Origin of the sequence: Rhodococcus sp. SGAir0479, assembly GCF_005484805.1 — a bacterium.
Lineage (GTDB): Bacteria > Actinomycetota > Actinomycetes > Mycobacteriales > Mycobacteriaceae > Prescottella.
Map to the genome: position 1 here is coordinate 1,430,950 of NZ_CP039432.1, position 12,298 is coordinate 1,443,247.

Genomic DNA, 12,298 nt, shown 5'->3' on the forward strand with positions numbered 1-12,298 from the left:
TGGCGCCGTGGCAACCCCGATGATCGCTCCGTCCATCCTGTCCGCCGACTTCGCACGTCTCGCCGAGGAGGCCGACGCCGTCGCGGGCGCGGACTGGCTGCACGTCGACGTCATGGACGCCCACTTCGTCCCGAATCTGACCCTGGGCCTGCCCGTGGTGCAGAGCCTGCTGAAGGCGACCGACATCCCGTTGGACTGCCACCTGATGATCGACGACCCGGGACGCTGGGCGCCGCCGTACGCCGAGGCCGGCGCGCACAACGTGACCTTCCACGCCGAGGCCACCGACGACCCGGTCGCGGTGGCGCGCGACATCCGCGCGGCCGGCGCGAAGGCGGGCCTGAGCATCAAGCCGAACACGCCGATCGAGCCCTACCTCGAGATCCTGAAGAACTTCGACACGCTGCTGGTGATGAGCGTCGAGCCGGGGTTCGGTGGGCAGTCCTTCATCCCAGCCGTGCTGGAGAAGGCGCGGGCGGTGCGCAAGCTCGTCGACGCCGGGGAACTGCGGCTGCTGGTGGAGATCGACGGCGGCATCAACACCGACACCGTCGAGCAGGCCGCCGAGGCCGGAGTGGACTGCTTCGTCGCCGGCTCCGCCGTCTACGGCGCGTCGGACCCGGCGGCCGCCGTCCGCGCGTTGCGGGAGCAGGCCGCGCAGGTGTCGCCCCACCTGACGCTGTCGATCTGACGGCCCGGCCGTGACGACCCCAGCCCGCATCCCCGACGCCGCGATGCGGCTCGCGATCGACGCTTCGCACGGCGTCCGGGGACGCACCAGCCCCAACCCGCCGGTGGGTGCGGTGATTCTCGACGCCTCGGGTGAGGTCGTCGGGATCGGGGGCACGCAGCCGCCCGGCGGCCCGCACGCCGAGGTGGTGGCGCTCGCGGAGGCGGGGGAGCGCGCCCGCGGCGGCACCGCGGTCGTCACGCTCGAGCCGTGCAACCACTACGGCCGGACCGGCCCGTGCTCGCGGGCATTGGTCGAGGCCGGTGTCGCGGCGGTGTACTTCGCGGCCGCCGACCCCAATCCGACCGCCGCCGGCGGCGCCGAGACCTTGCGAGCGGCCGGTGTCGCGGTGACGGGCGGCGTGCTCGCCGAGGACGTCGAACGCGGACCGCTGCGCGCGTGGCTGCACCGCCAGCGCACGGGCCGGCCGCACGTCACGTGGAAGTTCGCCGCCACCCTCGACGGCCGCATCGCCGCCGCGGACGGCACCAGCCAGTGGATCACCGGGCCCGAGGCCCGCGCCCGGGTGCACGCCGACCGGGCCCGGCTCGACGCGATCGTCGTGGGCACCGGGACCGTCCTGGCCGACGACCCGTGGCTCACCGCCCGGCTGCCCGACGGCTCGCTCGCGCCCCACCAGCCGCTGCGCGTCGTGGTCGGGACGCGGCCGATCCCACCCACCGCGAAGGTCCTCGACGACGCCGCACCGACCCTGGTACTGCGCACCCACGACGTCGACGACGTGCTGGCGGCGCTGCCCGACCGGGACGATGTGCTGGTCGAGGGCGGGCCGAGGCTGGCGGGGGCCTTCCTGGCGGCCGGGCGGGTCGACCGGATCCAGGCCTACCTCGCCCCGGTCGTGCTGGGCGCAGGGTCCCACGCAGTGGAAGGCGCAGGGGTGAGGACCATCGCCGAGGCGTTACGGTTTCGGCGAGAGAGCGTCGAGACGGTCGGCGAGGACGTGTTGTTGAACCTGATCCCCGAGCAATCGAGCCGCATCGCGGCGCGGGATCGTCAGTGAGGAGTGGGTGAGGACATGTTCACCGGAATCGTCGAAGAACTCGGCGAAATCGTCGGCAAGGAGGACCTGGCCGACGCGGCCCGGTTCACCGTGCGCGGGCCCGTGGTCACCGCGGACGCCGGACACGGCGACTCGATCGCGGTCAACGGCGTCTGCCTGACGGTGGTCGACGTCGTCGGCGGCGAGTCCTTCACCGCCGACGTGATGCGCGAGACCCTCGTGCGGTCGAGCCTCGGCGCGTTGGACGTCGGCAGCCGGGTCAACCTCGAGCGTGCCGCCGCGGTGAACAGCCGGCTGGGCGGGCACATCGTGCAGGGCCACGTCGACACCGTGGGGACGGTCCTCTCGCGCACCCCGTCCGAGCACTGGACGGTGGTGCGGATCGCGCTGCCGTCGGACATCTCCCAATACGTCGTGGAGAAGGGGTCGATCACGGTCGACGGCGTGTCGCTGACCGTGTCGGCGCTCGGGGGCGAGCCCGGGCAGGAGTACTTCGAGATCTCACTGATCCCGACGACGCTGGCGCTCACCACGCTGGGCTCCGCGGAACCGGGGACCCCGGTCAACCTCGAGGTCGACGTCATCGCGAAGTACGTCGAGCGCCTGACGACCGCCGCCGGCCGGTAGCCGGAATAACGACCTCGTATCGAAGGGTCGTACTGTTGAGGTGCATCTGACGCGATGCGCCGGGACATACTCGAGCACGCCAGTTCAAGATTTTGGAGCCCAAGCACGTGACCAGGTTCGACAGCATCGAGCGCGCAGTCGCCGACATCGCCGCTGGTAAGGCGGTTGTCGTTGTGGACGACGAGGACCGCGAGAACGAGGGCGACCTCATTTTCGCGGCCGAGAAGGCCACCCCCGAACTCGTAGCGTTCATGGTGCGCTACACGTCGGGCTACCTGTGCGTGCCGCTCGACGGCGAGGACTGTGACCGGCTCGGTCTCCCTCCGATGTATGCGACCAACCAGGACAAGCACGGCACCGCGTACACCGTGACCGTCGACGCCCGCGAGGGAATCGGCACGGGCATCTCCGCCTCCGACCGGGCCGCGACGATGCGGCTGCTGGCCGACCCCGAGTCCGGTGCCGGCGACTTCACCCGTCCCGGCCACGTGGTCCCGCTGCGCGCGAAGGAGGGCGGCGTGCTCCGTCGTCCAGGGCACACCGAGGCCGCCGTCGACCTGGCGCGCATGGCCGACCTGCGTCCGGCGGGTGTGATCTGCGAGATCGTCAGCCAGAAGGACGAGGGCCACATGGCCAAGACGGACGAGCTGCGCGTCTTCGCCGACGACCACGATCTGGCCCTGATCTCCATCGCCGACCTCATCGCGTGGCGGCGCAAGCACGAGAAGCACGTGGTGCGGGTCGCCGAGGCCCGCATCCCCACCCGGCACGGTGACTTCACCGCGGTCGGCTACAAGAGCATCTACGACGAGGTCGAGCACGTGGCGCTGGTGCGCGGCGACCTCAGCGAGAGCGACGGCAGTGATGTGCTGGTCCGGGTGCACTCCGAGTGCCTGACCGGCGACGTGTTCGGCTCCCTGCGCTGCGACTGCGGACCGCAGCTCGACGCCGCCCTCGACATGATCGCGCAGGAGGGCCGCGGGGTGGTGCTCTACATGCGCGGGCACGAGGGCCGCGGTATCGGCCTGATGCACAAGCTGCAGGCCTACCAGCTGCAGGACGCCGGCTCCGACACGGTCGACGCGAACCTCCAGCTGGGACTGCCCGCCGACGCGCGGGACTACGGGATCGGGGCACAGATCCTCGTCGATCTCGGTATCAAGTCGATGCGGCTGCTGACGAACAACCCGGCCAAGCGGGTCGGCCTGGACGGCTACGGGCTGCAGATCACCGATCGGGTGCCCATGCCGCTGCGCGCCAACGCCGAGAACCTGACCTACCTGCGCACCAAGCGGGACCGGATGGGCCACGACCTCATCGGCCTCGACGAGTTCGAGGCGGGGGACGCGCTGTGAGCGGCGAGGGACGCCCCGACCTGCAGCTGGGCATGGCCAAGGAACTGACACTCGCGATCGTCGCAGGCCAGTGGCACCCCGAGATCAGTGAGGCGCTGATCGCCGGCGCCCGGCGCGTCGCGAAGCAGGCGCAGATCGAGGATCCGACGCTGGTCCGCGTCGCGGGCGCGATCGAACTGCCGGTCGTCGCGCAGGAACTGGCGAAGTCGCACGACGCGGTCGTCGCGCTGGGCGTCGTGATCCGGGGTGGCACACCGCACTTCGAGTACGTGTGCGACGCCGTCACGGCCGGGCTCACACGGGTCGCGCTCGACGAGGGCACTCCCGTCGGCAACGGCGTGCTCACCACCGACACCGAGCAGCAGGCGCTGGACCGGTCCGGTCTGCCCGGCTCGGTCGAGGACAAGGGCGGTGAGGCGTGCGCTGCGGCCATCGACACCGCGGTGACGCTGGCCCAGCTGCGACGGAAGCGGACGGGGTCGACGTCGCGATGACCGATCGGCAGCGTGACTGGGACTTCGAGGTGCGGTCGAGGAAGTCGGCGCGGTACGCGATGGTCGCCGCGGGCGTGCTGGTGGTGGTGCACGTCGCACTCGCGGTGCTGCTGCGTTCGTCCGCGACCGGGGTGTACTTCCGTCCCGTCGACCAGTTCGCGATGGCGGGCATCGGGCTGCTCCTCGCATGCGGCGTGCTGCTGCTGACCCGCCCGCGGCTGCGGGTCGGGCCGCAGGGCATCGGCGTCCGCAACATCCTCGGCGAACGGGTCGTCGAATGGGACCTCGATCAGGGTCTGTCGTTCCCGGAGGGATCGGCGTGGGCCCGGATCGAGCTGCCCGACGACGAATACGTGCCGGTAATGGCGATCCAGGCCAACGACGGCGATCACGCCGTGCACGCCGTCCGTACGTTCCGGGAGCTCGAGGCCAAGTACACCGGCTCCCGCGCGGAGTGATCGTGCGCGAGCACCGTCGGTGCCGCCGACTAGCCTTGAATCGTGCCTGATCCCTCGACGTATCGACCCGCGCCCGGAACCATCCCGGTTGCGCCGGGTGTCTACAAGTTCCGCGACCCACACGGCCGGGTCATCTACGTGGGCAAGGCCAAGAGCCTGCGGTCGCGGCTCAACTCGTACTTCGCGGACCTCTCGTCGCTGCACCCGCGCACCCGGCAGATGGTCACCACCGCGGGCAGCGTCGAGTGGACGGTGGTCAGCACCGAGGTCGAGGCGCTGCAGCTCGAGTACAACTGGATCAAGGAGTTCGATCCCCGGTTCAACGTCCGCTACCGGGACGACAAGACCTACCCGGTGCTGGCGGTGACCCTCAACGAGGAGTATCCGCGGCTGTTCGTCTACCGCGGACCGCGGCGCAAGGGCGTGCGCTACTTCGGGCCCTACTCCCACGCCTGGGCCATCCGCGAGACGTTGGACCTGCTGCTGCGGGTGTTCCCGGCGCGCACATGCTCGGCAGGAGTCTTCAAGCGGCACAACCAGATCGGTCGCCCGTGCCTGCTCGGTTACATCGACAAGTGTTCGGCTCCGTGCGTCGGCCGCGTGAGTGCGGCCGAGCATCGGGAGATCGTCGAGGACTTCTGCGACTTCCTGTCGGGCCGCACGGACCGTCTCGTGCGGCAGCTCGAGTCCCGGATGCAGGAGGCGGCCGAGGACCTCGACTTCGAGACGGCGGCGCGGCTGCGCGACGACGTGGGCGCGCTGAAGAAGGCCCTCGAGAAACAGGCCGTGGTGCTCGGTGACGGCACCGACGCCGACCTGGTGGCGTTCGCCTCCGACGACCTCGAGGTCGCGGTGCAGGTCTTCCACGTGCGCGGCGGCCGCGTCCGCGGCCAGCGCGGCTGGGTGGTGGAGAAGGCGGGCGACGTCATCGAGCGGGACGCCGTCGCCGCGGACACCGGCGACGAGTCCGAACTGGCGATCCTCGTCGAGCAGTTCCTCACCCAGTTCTACGGGGAGCAGGCCGCGCTGGGCGAAACCGGCGGCCCGGCCGACCAGCCGGCCAACGCCGTGCCGCGGGAGGTGCTGGTGCCGGTGCTGCCCCGCAACACCGACGAGATCCAGAAGTGGCTCTCGACACTGCGCGGCTCGGCGGTGAAGCTGCGCGTTCCCCAGCGCGGCGACAAGAAGGCGCTCGCGGAGACGGTCGAGCGCAACGCGAAAGAGGCGCTGGCACAGCACAAACTGAAGCGCGCCGGAGACTTCACGTCACGGTCGGCGGCGCTGCAGGGGATCCAGGAGGCCCTCGACCTCGACTCCGCGCCGCTGCGCATCGAGTGCGTCGACATCAGCCACGTGCAGGGCACCGACGTGGTCGCGTCGCTGGTCGTGTTCGAGGACGGGCTGCCGCGTAAATCCGATTACCGGCACTACGCGATCAAGGAGGCGGCCGGCGACGGCCGCTCGGACGACGTCGCGAGCATCGCCGAGGTCACCCGGCGCCGGTTCCTGCGGCACAACCGGGACTCCGCGGCGAGCGCGGCAGGCGCGGACGCGGCGGACGGCAACGGCGGCGACCTCGCACCCGACGCCGCGCTGGACCCGCAGACCGGTCGTCCCCGCAAGTTCGCGTATCCGCCGAACCTGTTCGTCGTCGACGGCGGCGCACCGCAGGTCGCGGCGGCCGCCGAGGTGCTGGACGAGCTCGGGATCACCGACGTCGCGGTCATCGGCCTGGCCAAGCGGCTCGAAGAGGTGTGGGTGCCGGGCGAGGAGGATCCGGTGATCCTGCCCCGCACGAGCGAGTCGTTGTACCTGCTCCAGCGCGTCCGCGACGAGGCACACCGGTTCGCGATCACCTTCCACCGCAGCAAGCGCTCGCGCCGGATGACCGCGTCCGCGCTCGACTCGGTGCGCGGGCTGGGGGAGACCCGGCGGACCGCGCTCGTGCGGCACTTCGGATCCGTCGCGCGGCTGCGCAGTGCGACCGTGGAGGAGATCACCGAGGTGCCCGGTGTGGGGGTGGCGACCGCACGCGCGGTGCTCGACGCCCTGCGCGGGGCCGACCCGGTGACCGCCGCCGACCCTGTCGTCGACGTCGAGGCCGCCCCGGTGGGCGACCCGGCTGTCGCGGCGGATGTCGCTGCGGGAGAGCCGACCGTGGGGGATGATGTGTCGGACATCGGCGCATCGGGCAGAACAGGACACAGTCGCGAGTGAAGGACCAGCAGGAACGGCCCGGCGGAATGGAGGTCGCGCTCGTCACGGGATTGTCCGGAGCGGGACTGAGCACCGCTGCCAAGGTGCTCGAGGACCTCGGCTGGTACGTCGTCGACAACCTCCCGCCGGAGTTGATCACCCGCATGGTGGACCTGGGCGTCGAGTCGGATCCCCCGATCCAGCGCCTGGCCGTCGTGCTCGACGTGCGCAGCCGCCCGTTCAGCGGCGACCTCGGCCGCGTCGTCGCGGCGCTCGAACGCATGCCCGTGCAGATGCGGGTGCTGTACCTCGAGGCCAACGATTCGGTCCTGATCCGGCGGTTCGAGCACGTGCGCCGCAGTCATCCGCTGCAGAGCGACAGCAAGGAGGGCACGCTCTCGGAGGGCATTGCCGCCGAGCGGGCCAAGCTGGCGCACGTGAAGGCGGCCGCGGACCTGGTCGTCGACACCTCGCAACTCGCGGTGCGTGAACTGCGCGAGAAGATCGAGACCGCGTTCGGCGGTGAGACCAGCAGCGAGATCCAGGTGACGGTGCAGTCGTTCGGGTTCAAGCACGGCCTGCCGATGGACGCGGACATGGTGTGCGACGTGCGCTTCCTGCCGAATCCGCACTGGATTCCGGAACTGCGCGAGCACACCGGACTGGAGGATGCGGTGCGGGACTACGTCCTGACCCGGGACGGCGCCGAGGAGTACCTCGACACCTACCTGCGCCTGCTGGAGTTGACGACGGCGGGCTACCGCCGGGAGGGAAAGCGCTACATGACGATCGCGGTCGGGTGCACCGGCGGCAAGCATCGCAGCGTGGCCATGTCCGAGGCACTCGCGGACCGGTTGCGGAAGGAGGACGGCCTGGCCGTCCGTGTCGTCCACCGTGATGTGGGGCGCGAATGAGCGACGAGCGACAGCGCGCCGACGGCCGCGCACCCCGCATCGTCGCCCTCGGCGGCGGGCACGGGTTGTACGCGACGCTCAGCGCCGTGCGCCGCCTCAGCTCGGAGGTCACCGCCGTCGTGACGGTCGCCGACGACGGCGGATCGTCGGGCCGGCTGCGCAGCGAGCTCGGTGTCATCCCGCCCGGCGACCTGCGCATGGCGCTCGCGGCGCTCGCGGCCCGCGACCCGCAGGTCCAGCCGTGGACGGACACCGTCCAGCACCGCTTCGGGGGCAGCGGCGCCCTCGCCGGGCACTCGGTCGGCAACCTGATCCTGGCCGGGCTCACCGAGGTGCTCGGCGACTCGGTGGCCGCACTCGACACCGTCGCGCGGCTGCTGCAGATCGAGGGCCGGGTGCTGCCGATGTCGACGGTCGCGCTCGACATCGAGGCCGACGTGGTGGGGCTCGAGACCGATCCGCGGGTCAGCCGCTGCATCCGGGGGCAGGTCGCGGTCGCGACCACTCCCGGCAAGGTCCGCCGCGTGCGGCTGTGTCCCGCGAACCCACCGGCGTGCCCCGACGCGGTGGCCGCGATCGCGCGCGCGGACGCCGTCGTGCTCGGCCCGGGATCGTGGTTCTCGAGTGTCATCCCCCACGTGTTGGTGCCGGAGCTGCTCGACGCGATGATGCGGTCGGCGGCCCGCAAGGTGCTGATCCTCAACCTCGCGCCGGAGCCGGGGGAGACCGCCGGATTCTCCGCCGAGCGCCACCTGCACGTACTGTGCCAGCACGCGCCCGAGTTCCGCGTCGACCACGTGATCGTCGACTCGGCCTCGGTACCGCCCGGCCGCGAGCGTGATCACCTGTGCCGGGCGGCGCTGCAACTGGGAGCCGAGGTCGTCTACGCCGACGTCGCCGAGGACGGCACCCACAAGCACCATGCGGGCAAGCTGGCCGCCGTGCTCGACGGCGTCGCCGCGCGGGTGCCCGCGGTGGACAGCGATCGGGACGACGAGGCCGCCGAACGGACAGTCGGGGGAAGGGAGAGCGCCACGTGGCGATGACAGCCGAGGTCAAGGACGAGCTCAGTCGGCTCGCGGTGACACAGATCAGCTGCCGGAAGGCGGAGGTGTCGTCGCTGCTGCGGTTCGCGGGCGGCCTGCACATCGTCGGTGGACGCGTCGTCGTCGAAGCCGAGGTCGATCTGGGATCGATCGCGCGCCGACTGCGCGGTGAGATCCTCGATCTCTACGGCTACCACTCGGACGTGCACGTGCTCAGCGCGGGCGGACTGCGCAAGGCGTCCCGGTACGTGGTGCGGGTGGCGAAGGACGGCGAGGCGCTCGCCCGCCGCACCGGCCTGTTGGACATGCGAGGGCGTCCGGTGCGCGGTCTGCCGGCCCAGGTCGTGGGCGGCAGTGTCGGCGACGCCGAGGCGGCGTGGCGCGGCGCGTTCCTGGCGCACGGCTCACTCACCGAGCCGGGGCGCTCGTCCGCGCTCGAGATCAGCTGTCCGGGCCCGGAGGCCGCGCTCGCCCTCGTCGGCGCCGCGCGCCGGCTCGGCATCACCGCGAAGGCCCGCGAGGTGCGCGGCACCGACCGGGTGGTCGTGCGGGACGGCGAGGCGATCGGTGCCCTCCTCACCCGTATGGGTGCGCAGGACACGCGGCTGACCTGGGAGGAACGCCGTATGCGGCGCGAGGTGCGGGCCACCGCCAACCGGCTCGCGAACTTCGACGACGCCAACCTGCGCCGGTCGGCGCGTGCTGCGGTCGCGGCGGCGGCGCGGGTGGAGCGGGCGCTGGAGATCCTCGCCGAGGACGTCCCGGACCACCTCGCGGCGGCGGGCACGCTGCGCGTCAAGCACCGGCAGGCGTCGCTCGAGGAACTGGGGCAGTTGGCAGACCCGCCGATGACCAAGGACGCCGTGGCCGGGCGCATCCGCCGCCTGCTGTCGATGGCGGACCGCAAGGCCAAGGACCTGGGGATCCCCGACACCGAGTCGGCGGTGACCCCCGAACTGCTCGAGGAGGCCTGACCCACCCGGGACGGCCCCGACGAGGACCGCTCCCACCCGCTGCGCCCGGCGCCGATTCCGGTGACCGGGGCAGATGCGCGCCCACGGGGGTGTGCCAACTAGGGTGGGACGTACATCGACCGATGAGTCCCGCGCGTTTCGGTTTCGAGCGTCGTGGGTACCAACGTGCCCGCGAGGTTCATGCGGGGGCGAAAACTGGCACACCAGAGTAGATGGGCAAAGGAGCTAACTGTGACGGTCCGGGTAGGCATCAACGGCTTCGGTCGTATCGGACGTAACTTCTTCAGGGCGGTCGATGCGCAGAAGGCGCTCGGCACCACCGACATCGAGATCGTGGCGGTCAACGACCTCACGGACAACGCGACGCTGGCTCACCTGCTCAAGTACGACTCGATCCTGGGTCGTCTGCCGCACGAGGTCTCGCTCGAGGGCGACGACACCATCGTCGTGGGCGACACCAAGATCAAGGCGCTCGCGCACCGCGGCCCGCTGAACGAGTTGCCCTGGGGCGAGCTGGGCGTCGACGTCGTCGTCGAGTCCACGGGCATCTTCACGGACGCCGAGAAGGCCAAGGGTCACCTCGAGGCCGGCGCCAAGAAGGTCATCATCTCCGCGCCCGCCAAGGGCGAGGACATCACGATCGTGATGGGCGTCAACGACGACAAGTACGACGGCAGCCAGGACATCATCTCCAACGCGTCGTGCACCACCAACTGCCTCGGCCCGATCGCCAAGGTCCTCGACGACGAGTTCGGCATCGTCAAGGGTCTGATGACGACGGTCCACGCGTACACGCAGGACCAGAACCTGCAGGACGGCCCGCACAGCGACCTGCGTCGCGCCCGCGCCGCCGCGCTGAACGTCGTCCCGACCGGCACGGGTGCCGCCAAGGCCATCGGCCTGGTCCTCCCGCAGCTGCTGGGCAAGCTCGACGGCTACGCGCTGCGTGTGCCGATCCCGACCGGCTCGGTCACCGACCTCACGGTCAACCTGGCCAAGTCCGCGTCGGTCGCCGAGATCAACGCCGCGATGAAGGCCGCCGCCGAGGGACCGCTCAAGGGCATCCTCAAGTACACCGAGGCGCCGATCGTGTCGTCGGACATCGTCACCGACCCGCACTCCTCGATCTTCGACGCCGGCCTGACCAAGGTCATCGACGATCAGGTCAAGGTCGTGTCCTGGTACGACAACGAGTGGGGCTACTCGAACCGCCTCGCGGACCTCATCGGTCTCGTCGCGAAGTCCCTCTGACGCCGTGGCTGTCAAGACTCTGAAGGACCTGCTGGACGAGGGGGTCGAGGGTCGTACCGTGCTGGTGCGCTCCGACCTCAACGTCCCGCTGGACGACGGCACCATCACCGATCCGGGCCGCATCGTCGCGTCCGCGCCGACCATCTCGGCGCTGGCCGAGGCCGGCGCCAAGGTCATCGTGATGGCACACCTCGGTCGCCCGAAGGGCGAGGTCGACCCGGCGCTGTCGCTGGCGCCGGTCGCCGCGAAGCTCGGGGAGGTGCTGGGCCGCAACGTCCAGCTGGCCGGCGACGTGGTGGGCCAGGATGCGCTCGCGCGCTCCGAGGGTCTCACCGACGGCGACGTGCTCCTGCTGGAGAACATCCGCTTCGATCCGCGTGAGACCAGCAAGGACGACGCCGAGCGCGAGGCGCTCGCCAAGGCGCTCGTCGAGCTGGTCGACGGCGCGGGCGCGTTCGTGTCCGACGGTTTCGGTGTGGTGCACCGCAAGCAGGCGTCGGTCTACGACATCGCCAAGCTGCTCCCGCACTACGCGGGCACGCTCGTCGCGGCCGAGGTCGAGGTGCTGCAGAAGCTCACCGAGGACTCCGAGCGCCCCTACGCGGTCGTGCTCGGTGGTTCGAAGGTCTCGGACAAGCTTGCCGTGATCGAGGCGTTGGCCCCCAAGGTCGACACCCTCGTCATCGGCGGTGGCATGTTCTACACCTTCCTCGCCGCGCAGGGCGTCTCGGTCGGCAACTCGCTGTGCCAGGAAGAGATGATCGAGACCTGCAAGGTGCTGCTCGAGCGGTACGCGGACGTCATCCACATCCCGCAGGACGTGGTGATCGCGGACTCGTTCTCGGCGGACGCCGAGGCGCAGACGGTCTCGGTGCTCGAGATTCCGGACGGCTGGATGGGCCTGGACATCGGACCGCAGTCGGTGGAGCGCTTCGCGGCGATCCTGTCCGGCGCGAAGACGGTGTTCTGGAACGGTCCGATGGGCGTGTTCGAGTTCGAGAAGTTCGCGGCGGGCACCAAGGGTGTCGCCGAGGCGATCATCGAGGCCACCGGCAAGGGCGCGTTCAGCGTCGTCGGCGGCGGCGATTCCGCGGCGGCCGTGCGTCAGCTCGGTCTGCCCGAGGACGGCTTCTCGCACATCTCCACCGGCGGCGGCGCGTCCCTCGAATACCTCGAGGGCAAGACGCTTCCCGGCATCAGTGCCCTCGAAGACCGAGCACTGGAGGACTGAC

12 protein-coding genes are annotated in these 12,298 nt (G+C 70.8%); all 12 read left to right on the forward strand.

Annotation, left to right across the window (positions count from 1 at the left end):
* The first annotated feature begins 7 nt into the window (after window positions 1–7).
* The 12 genes from rpe (at window position 8) to E7742_RS06765 (ending at window position 12,297) form a co-directional block, all read left to right on the forward strand.
* Window positions 8–691, forward strand: a complete 684-nt coding sequence (gene rpe, locus E7742_RS06710; protein WP_137798243.1) for a ribulose-phosphate 3-epimerase — start codon at window positions 8–10, stop codon at window positions 689–691.
* Between the two features lie 43 nt (window positions 692–734).
* Window positions 735–1,751 carry a bifunctional diaminohydroxyphosphoribosylaminopyrimidine deaminase/5-amino-6-(5-phosphoribosylamino)uracil reductase RibD gene (gene ribD, locus E7742_RS06715; protein ID WP_137801070.1) on the forward strand — a complete coding sequence of 339 codons (1,017 nt, stop codon included), beginning with the start codon at window positions 735–737 and terminating at the stop codon, window positions 1,749–1,751.
* Window positions 1,752–1,766: 15 nt separating this feature from the next.
* Complete coding sequence (locus E7742_RS06720; protein WP_137798244.1) at window positions 1,767–2,378, forward strand: riboflavin synthase; 612 nt, start codon at window positions 1,767–1,769, stop codon at window positions 2,376–2,378.
* A gap of 107 nt (window positions 2,379–2,485) precedes the next feature.
* Window positions 2,486–3,733, forward strand: coding sequence for a bifunctional 3,4-dihydroxy-2-butanone-4-phosphate synthase/GTP cyclohydrolase II (locus tag E7742_RS06725; protein WP_137798245.1), 1,248 nt, complete (start codon window positions 2,486–2,488; stop codon window positions 3,731–3,733).
* A complete protein-coding gene (gene ribH, locus E7742_RS06730) occupies window positions 3,730–4,227 on the forward strand; it encodes a 6,7-dimethyl-8-ribityllumazine synthase (RefSeq protein ID WP_137798246.1) in 498 nt (165 codons plus the stop codon). Before E7742_RS06725 ends, ribH begins: the two co-directional genes overlap by 4 nt.
* The gene (locus E7742_RS06735; RefSeq protein WP_137798247.1) at window positions 4,224–4,685 is read left to right on the forward strand and encodes a PH domain-containing protein; all 462 of its coding nucleotides are present in this window, start codon (window positions 4,224–4,226) and stop codon (window positions 4,683–4,685) included. Before ribH ends, E7742_RS06735 begins: the two co-directional genes overlap by 4 nt.
* Window positions 4,686–4,727: 42 nt before the next feature.
* A complete protein-coding gene (gene uvrC, locus E7742_RS06740) occupies window positions 4,728–6,902 on the forward strand; it encodes an excinuclease ABC subunit UvrC (protein ID WP_137798248.1) in 2,175 nt (724 codons plus the stop codon).
* Between the two features lie 26 nt (window positions 6,903–6,928).
* Window positions 6,929–7,795 carry an RNase adapter RapZ gene (rapZ, locus tag E7742_RS06745; protein WP_137801071.1) on the forward strand — a complete coding sequence of 289 codons (867 nt, stop codon included), beginning with the start codon at window positions 6,929–6,931 and terminating at the stop codon, window positions 7,793–7,795.
* The gene (locus tag E7742_RS06750) at window positions 7,792–8,841 is read left to right on the forward strand and encodes a gluconeogenesis factor YvcK family protein (protein WP_137798249.1); all 1,050 of its coding nucleotides are present in this window, start codon (window positions 7,792–7,794) and stop codon (window positions 8,839–8,841) included. Before rapZ ends, E7742_RS06750 begins: the two co-directional genes overlap by 4 nt.
* Entirely contained in the window at window positions 8,838–9,815 is a 978-nt protein-coding gene (gene whiA, locus E7742_RS06755; RefSeq protein ID WP_175420585.1) for a DNA-binding protein WhiA, read from the forward strand. Before E7742_RS06750 ends, whiA begins: the two co-directional genes overlap by 4 nt.
* Window positions 9,816–10,046: 231 nt before the next feature.
* Window positions 10,047–11,066 (forward strand): type I glyceraldehyde-3-phosphate dehydrogenase, encoded by a 1,020-nt coding sequence (gene gap / locus E7742_RS06760; protein WP_137798251.1) that lies wholly within the window; start codon window positions 10,047–10,049, stop codon window positions 11,064–11,066.
* Window positions 11,067–11,070: 4 nt separating this feature from the next.
* Complete coding sequence (locus E7742_RS06765; protein WP_137798252.1) at window positions 11,071–12,297, forward strand: phosphoglycerate kinase; 1,227 nt, start codon at window positions 11,071–11,073, stop codon at window positions 12,295–12,297.
* The last annotated feature ends 1 nt before the right edge of the window (window position 12,298 follow it).

Bases quoted from the DNA above. Each gene is read 5' to 3' on its own strand.
- E7742_RS06735 (WP_137798247.1), top strand. From the start codon at position 4,224: ATGACCGATCGGCAGCGTGACTGGGACTTCGAGGTGCGGTCGAGGAAG.
- E7742_RS06750 (WP_137798249.1), top strand. From the start codon at position 7,792: ATGAGCGACGAGCGACAGCGCGCCGACGGCCGCGCACCCCGCATCGTC.
- rapZ (WP_137801071.1), top strand. From the start codon at position 6,929: ATGGAGGTCGCGCTCGTCACGGGATTGTCCGGAGCGGGACTGAGCACC.
- ribD (WP_137801070.1), top strand. From the start codon at position 735: ATGCGGCTCGCGATCGACGCTTCGCACGGCGTCCGGGGACGCACCAGC.
- whiA (WP_175420585.1), top strand. From the start codon at position 8,838: ATGACAGCCGAGGTCAAGGACGAGCTCAGTCGGCTCGCGGTGACACAG.
- E7742_RS06720 (WP_137798244.1), top strand. From the start codon at position 1,767: ATGTTCACCGGAATCGTCGAAGAACTCGGCGAAATCGTCGGCAAGGAG.